We start from the raw sequence: 17997 nt of genomic DNA on the forward strand, positions 1-17997 counted from the left end.
GTCGGGACAGAAGCCAGTTAAGGATAAAGAGGCGTCATGGGAATAGAGCTCAGGCCTGAAACCCTCTGCTCTGTTTGTCCGGGAACACTTTCAGGGTGCTGCACGATGGCTTTACGCTTCTTGCCGTGTTTCAAACCAGGGCGTAATGAGCATATGCGGAATCGCCAGTGCGGCCAGTGCCGCAAAAAGTGACTGAATTCCCGCTTTATCCGTGGGATGCATCATCGCGACGGTTCCCGCCGCCAGCAGAATGGCTGCCGTCAGTACCGGCCATGTGGCATGCAGGTAGCCTGTGTAGCTTTTGCATCCCAGCAGATCGCGCCGCTGCCGGGTTTGCGGGAGCGCATGCAAAATCAGAAAGCCCATTGAAAAACCGACGAAAGGCGGAAGGAGTAATAATGCCAGTGTACCGGCCAGAAGACGTCTGTCCCGGCGGAGTAAGCCCACAAAAATAAGGCCTGCTGCACAAACTCCCCCTGTGAGGGCAATGCCTGCAGCAAAAGAGTGTGGCAATGAAAATCCCAGCCCCGCCTCATGCAGAATTGTACTGAACGCCTGCAGATGCAGAGCAGCTGGCGTCGCTATCATGCTTATTCCCCGCGCCAGACGTTCAATGCTGCATCCAAGAGGGGCATCCTCAAGTGCAAAGTGTATGGCTGAGGCCAGGAGAAAAACGGGCAGCGCCAGTGCCGGCGCACCGTGCCACCAGAACAGACAGAGCACAATGACCAGCCCATAGGCGGCAAGAAATGGAAACTGACGCTCGCGTTTCACGACGTCAAGATCGCTGGCACCGTGCGCCATGCCGATAAGGCCAATCGCTCCGGTCGCAAACAGCACCTGCCCGGCAAGAGGGCTGAAAGAGGCCGCCAGCGCTGCCCCCCACAGTCCTGCCCAGCCGAGCCGCACCTGGCCTCTCATCTCCTGACTGCACCAACAGGCACGGCATGAGAAAGGGCTTTCTTCATGTTAGCCGCGGCGTAGAAGGCATAGAAAACTTTTGCGATGATATCCAGAATCAGGAATGCCCAGACCGATGTCGCATCAGTAATGATGTTGAGCCCTTCCGGACCCACCAGAAAAACGATCGGATAGATAAACCATACGATGGTCAGCAAGGCCACATTTTTGTTATATGCACCTGCCAGCGCACTACCCCGCGTAGCGGCTATAGCACGCAGCGGTCCCCAGAGCAGATAAACAACGCCCAGAAATGCCGCGCATGACCACAGATACCAGACCCATTTCGCGACAGCATTTTCAGCCAGCGAAGAGACCAGACCGGTGACGATCATCATCACATCCAGCACAATGATGGCCGTGAGAAAGCCCGCCATTTCGCCCGGCTTACCCTGTTCATGGAAAGCCAGCATGACCAGCCCGGCCAGTAAAAGAGGCGTGGTGACAGACCAGTCAGCATAACGTGCCAGATACACTACCGTGCCACTGTCCAGCGTGAGGTTGCCAAATTCAAACGCCATGGCCAGATAAGCCGTGGCCGCAATAAACGGGACTGACGCGTGCACGAGTGTATGGTGGCCAAAAGGATATTTTTTGTCACCCGTCACGTAGATAATCAGTGATGCGATGGCCATGACCGAAAACCCAATCATGAATGCGGATTGATCCATTTTTCTCTCTCCTGTACTAAAACGCCGGTATCGCGCCAGCAATGCAGCGACAAATTATCGTTAATCAAGCAGGTTTATATTCATTCAACGAATATGCTGAAAGTATATGGTGATATTCGTCATCTGCTCAGGATGATTAACTCACAAGTTCTTATTTTTAAATAAACGGTTAAATTAACCTCTTTTATCAACCTGGTAAGCGTCTGATAAAAAATTCAATGTAAAGTTATGTTTCTCAGCGTTTCGCTTTACTTCCATAACCTCAAAAAAAGAGAAAGCAATCCTGCAAATAACCTATTGATTTAAGTCATATTTTTCATCATGGCGGTGGGTCAGGCCTCTTATTTGCATAAACTGACAAAAGAGCAATAATTTTATTTTTCAGTGGTAAATATGAAATCGGGCGCTATGAGAATAGCGTGGTGAGGCGTTTCACATGGGTTCAATGGCATAAATAAAAACTGAATTCTGATGCCTGCCGATTAAACGTAAAACTATAAAAAGAAATAATGTCTAAAAGTTGCCCCCATCCTGCCCGTTATCTTATGCCCAATCCATAAGTGGGGTAAGAATGTGCAAACTTAATTTCTGGCTTATAAAATCGAAACGACAGCTGTATTTTTCTGCAAACCCAATTAAACTGCCGTTTCTCTCCTTCTCTAAATATTTTCTTCCATTACTGCTCTCCCCACCTTCTCCGACCCACTATCCGTCAGCGACGCCCTCACCTGTGGCAGGCTTTCCGGGTAATTCTGCTGAATAAACTCAATCATCTTTTCACGCACATAACAGCGCAAATCAAAGGCGATCGGGGAGTTCTGGGCGGTCATCAGCATCCTGATGGTCATGGTTTTCTCGGTGGTGTCGGTCACCTGAAGCACCGAGGTTTCCTGGTCCCAGAGTTTGGTTTCACTCAGGATTTTGTCGAAATGCTTACGCAATGGCTCCAGCGGCATCGAGTAATCCACATAGAGAAATACCGAGCCTAAAATCTGCGCGTTGTTGCGCGTCCAGTTCTGAAACGGATTCTCGGTGAAGTAAGTAATCGGCAGCACCAGACGGCGCAGATCCCAGATGCGCACCACCACATAGGTCAGGTTGATCTCTTCAATCCAGCCCCACTCCTTTTCCACCACCACTGCATCATCAATCTTAATCGGCTGGGTAAAGGCGATCTGAATACCGGCGAACAGGTTAACCAGCGACTTCTGTAAAGCGAAACCAATAATGATACCGGCCACACCCGCACCGGCCAGAATAGTGGTGCCGAATTTACGCACGCCGGGAAAACTCAGCAGAATCAGCGAAACACAGAACAGCACCAGGATGACAATAACGACTTTCTTGACATAGATAATCTGAGTACGGATTTTTCGCGCACGCAGGTTATTGGAAATATTAATGTCGTAGCGGATATAAAGCATATCCTGCGCCACGTTGGTCAGCCGGATTAAGACCGAGCAGAATGACATGATGATAAAAACGTTGATGATATTGGTGATGAGTTCAAGTGATTCAGGATGGAAATCGATGTAGTTAATCCCGACATTGATCATCAATAACGGCACGAAAAAGAACATCGAACCGCTAAGGTGCTTTTCCAGAGATTTGAACAGCTTTCTGTCACGGCCCTGCCAGTAGCGGATAAACGCGAGCAGGATAAGGCGGGCCAGGAAACCCAGAATAAAAGAAAGCGAGACGAGTAATACAACAGGTACCCATGACGGGAAACCAGATAACTCACCGAATAACAATGGCATTATTTTCCCTTTTCGTTAGCTGTCAGGCGCAGGCTGTCAGATAAGTGACCCACTCAGTAACCGTTGTCTGCACGGTTATCCATTCGTAACACAATCAGCGCTCATGAGTATGAACCATAGCAGCGAAGTTGGCAGGAAATGCGCGGTGATGGACTTGCGGCCGAATTCAGCCTGTCAGCCTTACCGCACAGGTCAGGGTTTACCATCCTGACCTTTATGCCCTCGGCATGACTGCCGCGCTCATTAAAATAACTGATAAAACGTACTCACTTTCTTTCCCTGACTGTCAGCCTGCCCCCGCCGCTCGCTAACAGAAAAACGCTCGCCTGCTCACTATCCATCAAGCTTTTCATGGAAGATCTGTTCCTATCTGCTAATTTTTAAGCTGTTCCCCTGCTGCTGAGAAAAACAACAATATGATTAATACCCTTAAACTTTCCTCTGATTTTCGCCACAGTTTTCTGCGCGAAGTGTTGGTGCCGCTGGTGGCTATCCTTGTGCTGACGTTTGCTGGTGCGGGTGCGGCACTATTTATTGGCACGTCACTGACCAATACTGAGGCCCGGCATCAGCAGCAGCGGATGATCGAGGCCTCTTTTTCGCAGAGTCTGAATGAGCATCTGCGCCAGTTGCATAGCCTGTCACGCTGGCGGCCCTTTGAGGAGCATCTGGCTGAGGGGAACAGCGACAGGTGGCTGGATGAGAACATCGGGCAGTGGCTGTATGAGATGTTCGGTCATCAGCTGATTATGGTGCTGGATGCGCAAAACCAGATCGTCAGAGTCTGGCGTGAAGGCCAGCCGGTTATGGAAGCGGACAACGGTCCGCTGATCGCCGAGGTGCTGCAAAACACGCTGATCCAGGATCCCAGGCGTCAGGATAACGCCGATTATGCCCGTGTTACCCAGCGAGCTGCGGCGCTGGCCGTGGGTAGCATACAGCGGGATAGCAACGACCTGCCGCGTTTCCGGCTGGTGAGCCTGAAATTTCTCGACGACGGTTATCTGGCGAGCCTGGCGGAACGCAATCAGCTGGAGGGACTGCACTTTTCTGATGGCACATCTCAGTCCGGCACCAGCGCACGCTATCTGCTGATCGCGCAGGCGGGCGAGCCGGTTGGCTATCTCAACTGGATCCCCGCCCGCCCGGGTGCGCAGATGCTGCGCACCATCGGGCCGTCTACCGGGCTGGCGGTGCTGGCGATATCGCTGCTTTGTCTTTATATGGTACGGCGACTCTGGAACTCGTCAGTTAACCTCTCGCAATCGATGCTCAGGCTGGGCGCATCGGAAGCGCAGGCACAACATCTGGCATTTCATGACGTGCTGACCGGCCTGCCGAACCGCGCGCTGGTTGAAGACCGCTTAACCCAGGCGCTGGCCCTGGCGACGCGCAACGATCAGCGGGTAGCCTTGCTGCTGATCGATCTTGACCGCTTCAAGGCCGTCAACGATACCCACGGTCATCATGCTGGCGATGAGCTGATCATCGCGGTGGCGCAGCGCCTGAGTCGTATCGTGCGGGCCAGCGATACCGTGGGACGCATCGGGGGCGATGAATTTATCGTGGTGATGCCGGAGGTCGATAATATTGGTCAGGTGAATAGCCTGGCGCAGCGCATGATTGACGAGCTGGCTCAGCCGTTTACCCTGTTCGGCAGCGATGTCTGGAGCGGGGCCAGTATCGGACTGGCGCTGGCACCTAAAGACGGCATTGATCGGCTGGAGCTGATGCGCAAAGCCGATATCGCGCTGTATGAAGCCAAAAGCGGCGGGCGCGGCCGGTTTCGTCAGTTTGAACGGGCAATGGATGAGTCAGTGCAAACCCGGCAGACCATCGCCGCCGATCTGCGTACGGCGCTGCAAACCCGACAGGGACTGGAGGTATGGTATCAGCCACTGATGGACGTTGGCGGTCAGCAGATGGTCGGCATTGAAGCGCTGCTGCGCTGGCATCACCCGACGCGCGGCCTGATCGCACCCGGTGAATTTATCGCGATTGCCGAAGAGACCGGCCTGATTATCCCGCTGGGCGAATGGGTGCTGGCTGAAGCCTGTGCCACTCAGCAGCGCTTTCCCGATTTGCTGGTGGCTGTCAATGTCTCGCCCGTGCAGTTCCGCTCTACCGGCTTTGTTGACCGTGTAATGGCGATTGTCAGCCAGCACGGCGGTGACCCAAAGCGGCTGGAGCTGGAAATCACTGAGGGCGTATTAATCGAGGATGAACGCGAAGCACGCGAGATTATTGTGTCGCTGCGGGAAGCAGGCTTCCGCATCGCGCTGGATGACTTCGGCACCGGCTACTCCAGCCTCAACTACCTCAGCACCTTCCCGGTGGACAAAATCAAAATTGACCGCTCGTTCACCCAGTCGCTGGGCGTGGCGGAAAATTCCGTGGCGATTGTTGAATCCGTGGTGAAACTGGGCCATGCCATGGGGCTGATAGTGACGGCGGAGGGTGTCGAGACCGCCGGGCAGATGTCTGCACTGGCAGATGCAGGCTGTAATCAGCTGCAGGGCTATCTGTTCAGTCAGGCGGTACCCGCCGATCAGCTTGAAGCGCTGATGAGATTACCTGCGCCAGAGGATACGCAGCGCGAATAGTGCTGTGGATGGCCTGAGCGCATAACGGCGCTCAGGCCAGGCGGAATCGCCCTGAGAATCAGGGCAGCACCTCTTACTGTGGGATGCAAAACGCTACACGCCCAGGCTATCCAGCAGCGCGGCCGACGTAGCGACCGCGCCAAAGATGCCGCCCTGCATAGGGATCATGCTCAGCGCCGCCTCATGATGCCGCTGCTCGGTCGCAGCACAGCAATCGGAGAGCACCAGGCACTCAAAGCCGCGATCGTTGGCTTCGCGCAGCGTGGTATGGACGCAGACGTCGGTGGTAATACCGGTCAGGATCAGGTTACGGATGCCGCGACTGCGCAGAATCAGCTCCAGATCGGTGGCGTAAAACGATCCCTTCCCCGGTTTATCAATCACCACTTCCTCCGGCAACGGAGCCAGCTCCGGGATGATTTCCCAGCCCGGTTCACCGCGCACCAGAATACGGCCACAGGGTCCCACATCGCCGATCCCGGCGTTCATCCGTCGCGAGCGCCAGCGCTTGTTGGCGGGCAGATCGCTGAGGTCGGGCCGGTGTCCTTCACGGGTATGGATAATCGGAAACTGCCGGGCGCGCATCGCCGCCAGCACCTGCTGCAAAGGGACGATGGGCGCGCGGGTCAGGCTCACATCATAGCCCATGCTGTGGACATAGCCGCCGACACCACAGAAATCGGTCTGCATATCAATCACGATCAGCGCCGTGTCAGCCGGGCTAAAGCTGCCGTCAAACGGCCAGGCGTAGGGGGTCGAATTAACGCTGTAGTCGGGCATTGCTGTTCTCCATTACCGGGCGCGGCATGCGCATTTTACTGATCAGGGTGTAGCTGATGGCGGCGGTCATCAAACCGATAACCGCTTCACCGAACTGCGGGAAAGCCACATGGGCGATGACTGCACACAGGCTGCCAATCGCCCAGGCGGCAAACGCGGTGCCACGGAAACGCTGCGCCGGACGCTGCTCGCTGATGCGCGCCATGAAAATCAAATCCACAATCATTACCGCACCAAACGGCGGCACCACAATGCCCAGCAGGCTGAGCCACTCCAGGAAGTAAGACCAGACTCCCGCCAGCGCCAGCACGCCGCCAATGGCACCGAGGATCAGCGTCCAGAGGCGCATTTTGCTGCTGAACAGATGGCTGAAACCCACCGCACCGTTGTAGAGACAGTGGGTGCAAACTGACCCCAGATTGATAAAGACAAACAGACAGGCCACCACCGACAGGAAGGCGCTGTGTCCCATCAGCATCGGCAGAAAGTTACCGCCGTTGGTCAGCGGATCAACCGCCGCGCCCACTGCCACAATCACCACGCCAAACAGATAGGAGATCACATTGGCGATCGGAAACGCAGAGAACGCGGCAATCACCGCCGAGCGGCCATTCTTCGACCAGCGGGTGAAGTCAGCGGTCATGGTGCCGGAGTCAGCAAAACCGGCCACCACCATAGTGACGGCGGTGCCCATGCTCATGGCACCGGCGGCGCTGGCGCTGCCCTTCCACTGCGTCACGATGGAGAAGTCGTGCTGTTTGCTGATCAGCCACAACGCCACCATCCCCAGCACCACAAACAGCGGCGCGGCGATCATCCCCAGTACCGACAGCGCCCGCACGCCCAGGAACGTAATACCTGTGTAAAGGATCATGGCAAAGGCGGTCACCGCCAGCGCATTCCAGCCAAAGGTCTGATTAATCACCGTGCCGGTGAGACCGGTCTGGAAGGCATACCAGCCGATCACCACCGTCGAGAGAAAACCGGAAACCAGGATGTAGCCTTTGCTGCCAAAGGTGCGTCTGGCCTGCAGAGCGAAGTTCATCCCGCTGTTACCGGCGTACCAGCTCAGCGCACCGACATAGGCGAACAGTACCAGGTTGCCCAGCAGAATGGCGATCAGCGCGGGCCAGAATCCCAGATGCCAGGTGATGATGCCGCCAAACAGCGCGTTGGTGAGGATCATCGGAAAGCCAAACCAGACCGCCGAGACGGAGCGGGTGGAATGACGGTGCGACAGCGGCACCGGCTCATGTTCAAACTCCTGCTCCAGCGCAGGTGTATCAGATGTTTTCATTGGGCGATTCCGGGTTGAAGGTGATTCCACGGCTGAATGCGCTCGAAAGCGGCACTGGCAGCCAGCACTAACGCATCATCAAGATGACGTCCGACAATCTGCATCCCGACGGGCAGGCCGCTGGCGGTAAAACCGGCGGGCACAGACGCAGCAGGCTGTCCGGTGAAGTTGAACGGGAAGCAGAACGAGAGCCAGTGATCGCTGCGGACCATGCGGCCATCAATGATCTCTGGTCCCTGCATCCCCAGCGGAAATGGCGGCACTGCCAGCGTCGGCGTGATCAGCAGATCAAAGCGCTGCATAAAGCGCCACAGGCTGTTGCTGACCGCTTTTCGGGTGGTGATGGCATCGGTGAAGTTTTCCGCCCGCCAGTCGCGCTGCAGCATGGCGACCAGATGCGGCGACATCTTGCTGTCCTGCTCCGCCATCATCTGGCGCATGCCGGTGAGATCGCTCTCCATCGCCACCAGCGCGCCAAAGGCGGCAGCCGGATCAGGGAAGCCGGGATCGGCCAGCTCCAGTTCAGCCCCGATTTCAGCGGCAAAACGCTGCACCGCCGCGCTGACCAGCGCCCGCACCTCCGGGTCAACAGCCACATAACCAAAATCTGCGCTAAAGGCGATGCGCAGTTTGCCAGGCAAATGCTCTGGTGCGCCCAGCCAGTCAACGTCGCAGCAAGGGATCGAGTGGCGGTCACGCATATCCGGCCCGGCCATCAGCGACATCATCAGGGCGGCATCGCGCACGCTGCGCGTCATCGGCCCGATATGCTCCAGTGACTCCCAGCTCGACACGCCGGGATAGCGCTCATCGCGGCAGCCGGGCCACAATGGCACCCGACCCATTGACGCCTTAAAGCCAAAAATGCCGCAGTGCGCTGCCGGAATGCGTACCGAGCCGCCACCGTCGCTGCCCAGTGCAATCGGGCAGAGCCGCGCCGCTACCGCTGCGCCGGAACCTGCGCTGGAACCGCCTGGCGTCATTGCCCGATCCCAGGGATTGCGTGGTGACGGGAACAGCGGATTGTGTCCGACGCCGCTGTAACCAAACTCCGGCGCAGTCGTTTTGCCCAGCAGGATGGCGTCGGCGGCCAGCAACCGTTCCACCGTGATGTCGTCATCTTCCGGTACGAAATCTTTGTATGCCGCCGATCCGGAGGTGGTTCTGACGTTTGCGGTGCAGATTAAATCCTTCACCGCCAGCGGTACGCCCGCCAGCGCGCCCAGCGTTTCCCCGCGCACCCGTCGGGCATCCACTTCTCTGGCCTGTGCCATTGCCCGTTCAGGCGTCGGGGTACAAAAAGCCTGTATCGCCGGTTCCCGCTGTTCCATCCGCGCCAGCGCCGCCCCGGTCAGCTCGCACGCCGACACGTCCCCGCTGCGAATCAGAGCGGCCATCGTGGTGGCATCTTCGTCTAATAAGGAGTCAAACATGGGTTACCTCGCCAGAATTGTACCTGTCAGCGAGTGCATGAAGCGTGCCAGTTAGCGGTGATGCATCCGGTCTGAAACGGGGATGCCAGATGGAATACGGGCTGGGATACAAGATCGAATTCTTATGATGTTGGGGATGGGTGGCTGTTTATTTTTTCAGCACGATGATGGCGCAGGCCTGCGCGATAAAGGGGCGTAATAGCTGAATGGTTTGCGGGCTGGCTTACAAAACGATGTCGATAATCAGCAACAGCGGCCGATATGCTGGAATCAATAACCACATCTTTACCAGTGATGTTTGAGGTTACTGAGCAGGAGAGCAAAAATCGAGTTTCAGGGATTCATAAGCTGCGGCAGGGATGAGAAGTGCGCTTTGAAGAAGATATTTATCTTGAAAACTACGAAATCAGGCGAAAAAAATTCATTTACGATCGGCGTATTCATTACAGTTACGCGTTTGTTGCCGGTAATGAGAATTACACTGTCATCGTGGGCACGCTAATGGATGAACAGACCTTTACCCGCATCGGATACCAGTTGCCACCCGGTATCGCTTTTCCGGTTAACGGGCTGGCTGAAGTCTGTTTTGACGTGTTCGATGGTCTGGAGTGTCTGGGCGATTTCCGCCATATCAGCTTTGCAGGATTAGGGGGTGCTGTCGTTTTCAAAAGCGTACTCCTGGCGTTAATGGCACACCATGAAAGCTTCTTTATAGGCGGTTTTGTTTTCCAGGCTGCATCAGGAGAGATCGTCGACCGCAATCGCCCGACACCCCTTGAGGAGATCTATGACGCTTTGCTTGGGTTAAAAAATGAACTACGCTACAATCGCTGAACAGGGTTGCCGAAGAAAGCACCGCAACCTTTAATCCCGAAATATTTCCGGGCTTATAAAGTAGTGACTACAGGGAGAGCTTGCTATGTCGTTTTACGATAAATACGATGGCATCACAGATGCGGCTGATGCCGAGAACAGGGAGTTAAGGGCACTATTGATAGCTGAGTGGCTGGCCAGACCCGATCTGCCCGCCATTAAGGCCCAGTTAGCTCAGAGGAAAAAACGCTCCTCATCTGCCCTGTTGCGCCGCAAGCTGAAGGAGCTGAATGCGCGCGAAATGCAGAAAGCTAAGATCAGCGCTTAACGCTTAAAGGCCCGATAAACGGGCCTTTCGTATTTTTATCAGCTTCTGGCTCACACGCGGGCGGCTTTCCGCCACCCACAGCGCACTCACCTCTACTCCGGAAAATCCGTCTCCACTGACGTCTGTTTCCACGCTTCTATCTCAGCCAGACGCTCTTTGAGCTTGCTGGTAACGGCGTCATGGCCCCAGGCCCCCATCACCAGATGGCGTGGCGGGTTGTCATGTTCGGTGATGGCGATCATCGCCGCGGCGGCCCGTGCCGGATCGCCTTTCTGAGTACCGCTGTATTCGGCGGTGGCTTTCATCCGTGCGGCTGCAGTCTCTGCATAGTCCGGCAAGTTACTCGGCGTCTGATGCAGTGAGCGTCCGGCCCAGTCGGTGCGGAACGGACCGGGTTCGACGCAGGTAACGTGAATCCCCAACGGCCCCGCTTCCAGCGCCAGCGAGTCGGACCAGCCTTCCACCGCATGTTTGCTGGCAGAGTAGTAGCCTGAGCTGGCAAAGCCAATTAAGCCAGCCACAGAGGTGATGTTGATAACATGACCGCTGCGCGCTTTGCGCATCGCAGGCAGCACCGCGCGCGTCAGGGCGAACAGGCCAAAAACGTTGGCATCAAACTGGGCGCGAATTTCACTTTCCACACCCTCTTCCACCGAACTCTGGTAGCCGTAACCGGCGTTGTTTACCAGCACATCAATGGTGCCGAAGGTGTCTAAAGCTGCTTTGACGGCCTGGTCGATGCTCGCCTGCCGGGTCACATCCAGCGCCAACGCCAGTGCGTTGTCGTGTCCTTCAACCAGATCGGCGATGGACGACGTATCACGCGCCGTTACGACGACCTTAAAACCACGCGCGATGGTCTGCTGCGCCAGTTCACGACCAAAACCGGTTGAACATCCCGAGATTAACCAGACAGGGCTGGAATGAGCAGTCATGTTAAGACTCCCGTTAAGTATGATGAAGGGGTTTACGACCCGGACGCGAGTGCATCCGGGGATCAAGGTTAGCGAGGCGGAACCGCCCCACTTAGCCCTTAATGCTTTTTATGGAACAGCTGGCTGGCGGTGTCGCTGATGATCTGCGCCGCCCCGCGATCGCCTTTCACCATCGACGCCATAAAGGCTTTCGCCTGCTTAAAGGTGATATGCGGCGGTAACGGCGCAACTTCCGGATCGGTTTTCACCTCCAGCAAGACCGGGCGATCGGCGCTGAGCGCACGCTGCCATGCACCGGCCAGATCGTCAGGATTATCGACATAAATGCCGACCATCCCCAGCGACTGCGCAAACTCGGCATACTTCACGTCCGGCAACTGCTGCGAGGCGTCAAAGCGCGGATTACCCTCCATCACGCGTTGCTCCCAGGTGACCTGATTGAGATCCTGATTGTTGAACACGCAGACGATCAGGCGCGGATCGGCCCATTGTTGCCAGTATTTCTGGATGGTGATCAGCTCGGCCATGTTGTTCATCTGCATCGCGCCGTCACCTACCAGCGCCACCACCGGTTTCTCCGGGTGAGCAAATTTCGCGGCAATGGCGTAGGGCACCGCCGCGCCCATACAGGCCAGGCCGCCGGAGAGCGAAGCGCGCTGCCCCTGTTTCACCCGATAGTCGCGGGCGAACCAATTGGCGCAGGAGCCGGAATCCGAGGTAACAATGGCGTTGTCCGGCAACTGAGGCGACATCTCCCACACTACCCGCTGCGGATTGACCGGATTAGCGGGTGCCATGGCGCGCTCTTCCATCAGCGTCCACCAGTCACGTACCTGAACCGCGATAGCTTCCTGCCAGCTGCGATCCTCTTTGTGGGTCAGCAGCGGCAGCAGCGCACGCAGGGTTTCAGCCGCATCGCCATGCAGATTGACTTCGCTGGGATAGCGCAGGCCGAGCATGGCCGGGTCGATGTCAATCTGTACCGCACGCGCCTTGCCCTCTTCCGGCAGGAATTCTGTCCACGGGAAGCCGCTGCCGATCATTAGCAGGGTATCGCAGTTCTGCATTAAATCAGATGAGGGCTTCGTGCCCAGCAGGCCAATCGAACCGGTCACAAACGGCGCATCGTCCGGCAGCACATCTTTGCCCAGCAGCGCTTTTGCCACGCCCGCACCCAGCACATTGGCGACCTGAACCACTTCCACGGCGGCGTCGCGTGCGCCTGCCCCGATCAGAATCGCCACTTTTTTACCGGCGTTAAGCACCTCAGCGGCGCGTTGCAGATCCGCTTCGTAAGGAATGACTTTAGGACGTTGATAGCCGCTGCCGGAATGGGTAAAACCGTGCAGATGCTGCGGCGGCTGCCACTCTTCATCCTGAATATCTTTAGGGATGATGATCACCGCCACGCCGTTTTGCGCTTTGGCGATGCGCACGCCACGGTCCAGCAGATGGCGCACCTGCGTTGAGGTCGAGGCTTCCTGAACAAAGTTGGCGACGTCCGAGAAGATGCGATCCAGATTCATCTCCTGCTGGTAACTGGCACCCCGCGCAGTCGCCTCTGCCTGTCCGGCAATGGCCAGCACGGGGGCATGGTCCATTTTGGCGTCATAGAGTCCGGTCAACAGATGGGTTGCGCCCGGTCCGCCAGTCGACAGGCAGACGCCCAGCTCACCGGTAAATTTTGCGTGTCCGGCCGCCATAAAGGCCGCCATCTCTTCATGACGCACCTGAATAAATTCGATGCCGTCTCCTTTGGCGTTTGCGCGCTGAATCGCCCCCAGCACGCCGTTAATCCCGTCTCCCGGATAGCCGTAAATGCGTGTGACGCCCCACTCTTTCAGGCGCTGGACAAAAAAATCACTGGTTTTCATGCTCATCGTCGCGTTTCCCCTCGTTGTCCTTACAGACTTAAAGCGTAGTAGACGATGAGCCATCACCGTTAACTGTTCGCCATTGCCGGGTATCGCTGACGCAAATCACTGAATATTTGCGCCATATCCGCCGTTTCGCCTGTCTCCTCCACCGCCCGGAATACCTGGGTTTTCAGGAAGTGACGCCAGCTCACCGGCGCGTTTGCCAGAAAGGCAGTCAGCAACTGATAACGCTGAGGCGTCCAGCACGTTTCGAAGCGACTCCGTGCTTCGCCGTGCTCAAAATGGTGCGCGACCTGCTGCGGCATGTCGGCGCGCAACCTTTCTGTCGCCGCCTGATCCACGCGGTTATCCACTACCACCACGCCATACTGCGCTCTGGCCGCCGCGACGCTGAGATACCCACAGCGCACATCCTGCATGACCGCCTCAACATTGCGCTGTGACGGCAGGCCGTAACCGCCTGCACCGGGTCCGCGCACGTCGACCACATCACCTGGCTGGCAGTGGATCACATCGGTGTTACCGTGATTAATGACTTCACCGTTGCGCCGGGTACGGAAGGTCGACAGCGCACCGCTCTGTCCGCCCACTACACCCGCCGAGGCAAACACTGACCGGTTACGGTTGCGCGCGGTAATGGTGGTGTTGGGCGAGAAAATCTCGAACGCCATTTCGGTCGCCAGGCCGCCGCGATAGCGACCGGCGCCGGCGCTGTCCTGCGCCAGTCCGTAGCGATGGAAGCGAATCGGCACTTCCGCTTCGTTGATCTCAATCGGGGTGTTTTTCAGAAAGGCGGAAAGCCCGCCAGAACCATCGGGTCCGTCATGATGCGGCGTGCCGCCCGCCCCGCCGCCCACCGGCCCCAGTGAGGCGACCACGCTGCGGTTCTGCGTCTGAGTGCGGATGTTCATAATCGAGTTGCCGCCCGGTGAGTTCGCGGGCAGTCGGTCCGGCATCGCCAGCGAGAAGACGCCAATCGTCGCAATCTGCGACAGTGCACAGGTCAGCGAACGCATCCCGACTGCTGCAGGTGCTTCACAGTTCATCACCGTGCCTGGCGGCAGAATTGCCCGGGTTGGCCGCAGCGTACCGGCGTTAAGCAGCAGCGAACGGTCCAGCGTTGATAGCACATAGGTGACGCCCACCAGCGCCAGCGGATGCCGCTCGCGCCCGCCAGTCGGCATGTTCAGCGACGACGCCAGCTGCGGATCGCTGCCGGTGTAGTCCAGCTCCAGCCGGTCGCCCTGCACCCGCAGCGTAATGGCGATGCGACAGGGATAGCCGCCCTCGCCATCTTCATCGGCGTAGTCGGCGTAAAAGTATTCACCGTCGGGAATGGTACTGATAATCGTGCGCGCCTGCGCTTCGGCATAATCAAGAATGCCCTCAATGCCCTGCAAAAAATCATCAATGCCAAAGCGGGCAATGATGTCGTGGATTTTGCGCTCGCCCACGTTCACCGACGCCAGCTGCGCCTTGAAATCGCCCCAGTTCTGATCAGGCACCCGGACGTTGAGCCGCATAATGCTGGCGACCTCTTCGTTGAGCTGACCCTGTTGTATGATCTTCAGCGGCGGGATGCGAATACCCTCCTGCACGATATCGGTCAGCGAGCGCGACAGCGAGGCAGGCACTGCGCCGCCGACGTCGGTGTTGTGAATGTGACCGACCACGAAGCAGACAATTTCGCCCTGATGGAATACCGGCTTCCAGATGTGGATATCGGGCGAGTGAGTTGCCACGTTACCGGCGTAGGCGTCGTTGGTAATACAGATGTCGCCCTCGGCGTACTCCTCTATCAGCGCCAGCACCGGCGCATAGTCGATGCCGCTGTACCAGGGCGCGCCAAAGCTGCGCGGCGAGGCAAATGCCAGCCCGCTGCGGCTGACAATCTGGCAGGAGAAATCTTCCGTCTCTTTCACGAAAGTGGAGTGCGCGGTGCGCATCAGCGTAAAGGCCATCGCATCAGCCGCAGCGGCGCAGTAGTTCGCCAGGATCTGTAAGTTACGTCCGTCAATCGCCATGTTATGCCTCGTTCGCCGTGATGAGCAGATTACCGAATGAATCGACCGTGACGCTCATGCCGGGCGGCACGCAGGTGGTGCAGTCGTCCTGGGCGATGATGACCGGGCCACTGAGCTGATGTCCGGCACGCAGCACTGAACGCAGCACTAAATCGATCTGATGCCAGCCGCCGTCGATCCAGGCTCTGGTCTGTTTCAGGACCGGCACGGGTGCTGTGGCGGGGGGAAGTGTGATGAGCACCGGTTTCGGCGTCGGTGAGGTCATCACCAGCCGCAGGGTGATCAGCTGCACTGGCGCCTCCGGGTCACAGTGACCAAACAGCTGCTGGTGCTGCCGGTCAAAGGCGTCATGCAGCGCAGCGAAGTCCGCCTGCACCAGCCAGCTCGCCTCCAGCGGCACGTCGATTTCAAACGACTGACCGCGATAGCGCATATCCGCGCTGAACTGCAGGCTGTATGGCATGTCGCTGCCGTGCTCCTGCGCCAGCCAGCCGCAGGCGCGCTGCTGCAAGGCGTCGGCTTCACTGGCTAAGGTGTCGGCCAGCGCAGGCGTCAGATCGCCGTAGAGCGTACGGATAAAGTCGTTGCGGATGTCCGCCACCAGCCCGCCCAGCGCGGAGAGCACGCCCGGCGTCGGCGGCACGATCACCCCTTTCATGTTCAGTTCGCGGGCGAGAAAACAGCCCATCATCGGTCCCGCGCCGCCAAAGGCGAGGAACCAGAATTCACGTGGATCGAGGCCAAAGCGCGACAGCAGGCCGCTGGTGTCGCTGTACATGCTGGAGATCGCCAGCTGGATAGCGGTCTCGGCGGTTTCTTCAACCGAAATTGCGAGCGCATCCGCCAGCGGCTGCCAGGCCGCACAGGCGGCGGCAACATCCACCGTCACCGCGTCATAACCCAGCGCACCGTGGCCCATCATGCCGCAGGCGGCAAAGGCATCGGTAGCGGTCGGCTGCGTGCCGCCGCGCTGGAAGCAGACCGGCCCGGGTAGCGAACCGGCGCTGTCCGGCCCCATCTGCAATACGCCCTGCCCATCAATCCACGCCAGCGAGCCGCCGCCCTGACCCACCGAGGTCACAGCGACGGAAGGAATAAAGATCGGGAAATCCCCGATGATTTCGCCATTGCCCTGCGCCACCTTGCCGTCGATGATCACCGCCACGTCGGCGCTGGTGCCGCCGATATCCAGGCTGAGGATTTTGTCAAAACCGCAGGCGCTGGCGAGGTAACTGGCGCCAATCACGCCGGATGCGGTGCCGGAGAGCACCATCTGCACACATTCGCGCTTCGCCTGGTCAACGCCCATCACCCCGCCGTTGGATTTGGTGATGCGCGGCGGTGGCTTAACGCCAAGCCGTTGCAGTGCCTGCTCAAAGGATTCCAGGTAGTGAATGACCATCGGCTGCACGTAGGCGTTGATGGTGGCGGTGATGGTGCGTTCATATTCGCGGATGATCGGCCAGATGTCGGCGGAACAGGAGGTCAGCAGTTCAGGTGCCACCTCATCGATAATCGCCTTCACCGCCGCTTCATTGTGTCGGTTGCGATAGCTGTGCAGCAGCGACACCACAATGCCCTGACAGCCGGCAGCGCGTGCCTGATGGATTGCGTCGAGCACACTCTGGCGATCCACGGGTTGCAGTATGTTGCCCTGCGCGTCGCTGCGTTCGCGGATGGCAAACACCCTGTCACGGGTAATCAGCGGCGCTGCACGCCGTGAGAAAAGGTCATGGATATGCGGGATTTTCAGCCGGGCCAGCTCCAGTACATCGCAGAAGCCCTCGGTGGCAAACAGCGCCAGCCGCACGCCGCGCCGCTGGATCACCGCATTGATGCCTACCGTGGTGCCGTGAGTGAAGTAGCCAATTTCAGCGGGATCAATGCCCTGCTGCTGCTGAAACTGCGCCAGCCCGGTTAAGATTTCGCTGCCGGGCTTATCCGGTCGCGACAGGACCTTCAGGGTGTGGATCTGGTTCGTTTGCTGATCGAGCACGGCGAAATCGGTAAAGGAACCACCAATATCCACGCCAACGCGGTATCGCATATCGGGTTAACTCCAGTGTCAGGAAGGGGGAAATTCCATCAGCGCCTCGGGATGCTGCACCACACGCCAGCCGAGCCGTTGGTAGACCTGATGCGCATCCTGGGTTGAGAGCATCCAGCGATGCACCGTTTGCAGCTCCGGGTGTTCACGAACACAGGTCGCCAGCCAGCTACCCAGCCCGTGACCACGCCAGTTTTCATCAATTATCACGTCGCACAGCCAGCCAAAGCGGGTGTAGTCGGTGATCAGTCGGGCAAAGCCAATCTGTGCCTGCTGGTGATAGAGGCCAAACGGCAGCGAACCGGCAATCGCCCGCCGGGTTTTCGCTTCCGGCTGGCCTTTGGCCCAGTACGACTTCTCCGCCAGCTGGATGTGGATCCAGGCCAGATCGAGCCGCTGGCGATCGGTAGAGACAGTGAACGCATCGCGCTGCCACTGCTGGTCAGCAATCAGTAGTGAGTCCATCACA

At 57.8% G+C, this 17997-nt stretch carries 14 protein-coding genes; 3 read left to right on the plus strand and 11 right to left on the minus strand.

The window, feature by feature from the left end; all coding sequences use genetic code 11:
* Nucleotides 1-111: 111 nt before the first annotated feature.
* The 3 genes from N1689_RS10175 to N1689_RS10185 all read right to left on the minus strand — a co-directional run bounded on the left by N1689_RS10175 (nt 112) and on the right by N1689_RS10185 (nt 3391).
* A complete protein-coding gene (locus N1689_RS10175; protein ID WP_260058777.1) occupies nt 112-921 on the minus strand; it encodes a Brp/Blh family beta-carotene 15,15'-dioxygenase in 810 nt (269 codons plus the stop codon).
* Entirely contained in the window at nt 918-1631 is a 714-nt protein-coding gene (locus N1689_RS10180; protein ID WP_260058779.1) for a bacteriorhodopsin, read from the minus strand. Before N1689_RS10180 ends, N1689_RS10175 begins: the two co-directional genes overlap by 4 nt.
* 659 nt (nt 1632-2290) lie before the next feature.
* Nucleotides 2291-3391, minus strand: coding sequence for a mechanosensitive ion channel family protein (locus tag N1689_RS10185; protein WP_222925311.1), 1101 nt, complete (start codon nt 3389-3391; stop codon nt 2291-2293).
* Between the two features lie 416 nt (nt 3392-3807).
* Between N1689_RS10185 and N1689_RS10190 the strand changes: the two genes are divergently transcribed.
* On the plus strand, nt 3808-5994 hold the full coding sequence (locus N1689_RS10190; RefSeq protein WP_161735925.1) for a bifunctional diguanylate cyclase/phosphodiesterase: 2187 nt from the start codon (nt 3808-3810) through the stop codon (nt 5992-5994).
* 93 nt (nt 5995-6087) lie between these two features.
* Here the strand turns inward: N1689_RS10190 and N1689_RS10195 are convergent, their stop codons facing one another.
* The 3 genes from N1689_RS10195 to N1689_RS10205 are packed head-to-tail and all read right to left on the minus strand — an operon-like array spanning nt 6088 to nt 9504.
* Complete coding sequence (locus N1689_RS10195; protein WP_161735926.1) at nt 6088-6774, minus strand: cysteine hydrolase family protein; 687 nt, start codon at nt 6772-6774, stop codon at nt 6088-6090.
* Nucleotides 6755-8071, minus strand: coding sequence for a cytosine permease (locus tag N1689_RS10200; RefSeq protein ID WP_161735927.1), 1317 nt, complete (start codon nt 8069-8071; stop codon nt 6755-6757). The genes N1689_RS10195 and N1689_RS10200 overlap by 20 nt, the downstream gene beginning before the upstream one ends.
* A complete protein-coding gene (locus N1689_RS10205; protein WP_260058782.1) occupies nt 8068-9504 on the minus strand; it encodes an amidase in 1437 nt (478 codons plus the stop codon). Before N1689_RS10205 ends, N1689_RS10200 begins: the two co-directional genes overlap by 4 nt.
* A 366-nt stretch (nt 9505-9870) precedes the next feature.
* Here N1689_RS10205 and N1689_RS10210 point away from each other — a divergent pair, with 366 nt between their 5' ends.
* Nucleotides 9871-10338 (plus strand): hypothetical protein, encoded by a 468-nt coding sequence (locus tag N1689_RS10210; protein ID WP_260058783.1) that lies wholly within the window; start codon nt 9871-9873, stop codon nt 10336-10338.
* Nucleotides 10339-10423: 85 nt separating this feature from the next.
* On the plus strand, nt 10424-10645 hold the full coding sequence (locus tag N1689_RS10215; RefSeq protein WP_010670899.1) for a hypothetical protein: 222 nt from the start codon (nt 10424-10426) through the stop codon (nt 10643-10645).
* 92 nt (nt 10646-10737) lie between these two features.
* On the opposite strand, the gene N1689_RS10220 is transcribed toward N1689_RS10215, so the two are convergent.
* From N1689_RS10220 to N1689_RS10240, 5 genes are all read right to left on the minus strand, one after another.
* Nucleotides 10738-11580 (minus strand): oxidoreductase, encoded by an 843-nt coding sequence (locus N1689_RS10220; RefSeq protein ID WP_161735930.1) that lies wholly within the window; start codon nt 11578-11580, stop codon nt 10738-10740.
* Nucleotides 11581-11678: 98 nt separating this feature from the next.
* Complete coding sequence (locus N1689_RS10225) at nt 11679-13460, minus strand: thiamine pyrophosphate-requiring protein (protein ID WP_222925305.1); 1782 nt, start codon at nt 13458-13460, stop codon at nt 11679-11681.
* Between the two features lie 62 nt (nt 13461-13522).
* The gene (locus N1689_RS10230) at nt 13523-15481 is read right to left on the minus strand and encodes a hydantoinase B/oxoprolinase family protein (protein WP_260058784.1); all 1959 of its coding nucleotides are present in this window, start codon (nt 15479-15481) and stop codon (nt 13523-13525) included.
* A 1-nt stretch (nt 15482) separates the two neighbouring features.
* On the minus strand, nt 15483-17528 hold the full coding sequence (locus tag N1689_RS10235; RefSeq protein WP_260058786.1) for a hydantoinase/oxoprolinase family protein: 2046 nt from the start codon (nt 17526-17528) through the stop codon (nt 15483-15485).
* A gap of 18 nt (nt 17529-17546) precedes the next feature.
* A complete protein-coding gene (locus N1689_RS10240) occupies nt 17547-17993 on the minus strand; it encodes a GNAT family N-acetyltransferase (RefSeq protein WP_253419135.1) in 447 nt (148 codons plus the stop codon).
* Between the last annotated feature and the right edge of the window lie 4 nt (nt 17994-17997).

Origin of the sequence: Pantoea sp. XY16, from assembly GCF_025153065.1 — a bacterium.
Classification (GTDB): Bacteria; Pseudomonadota; Gammaproteobacteria; order Enterobacterales; family Enterobacteriaceae; genus Pantoea; species Pantoea alfalfae.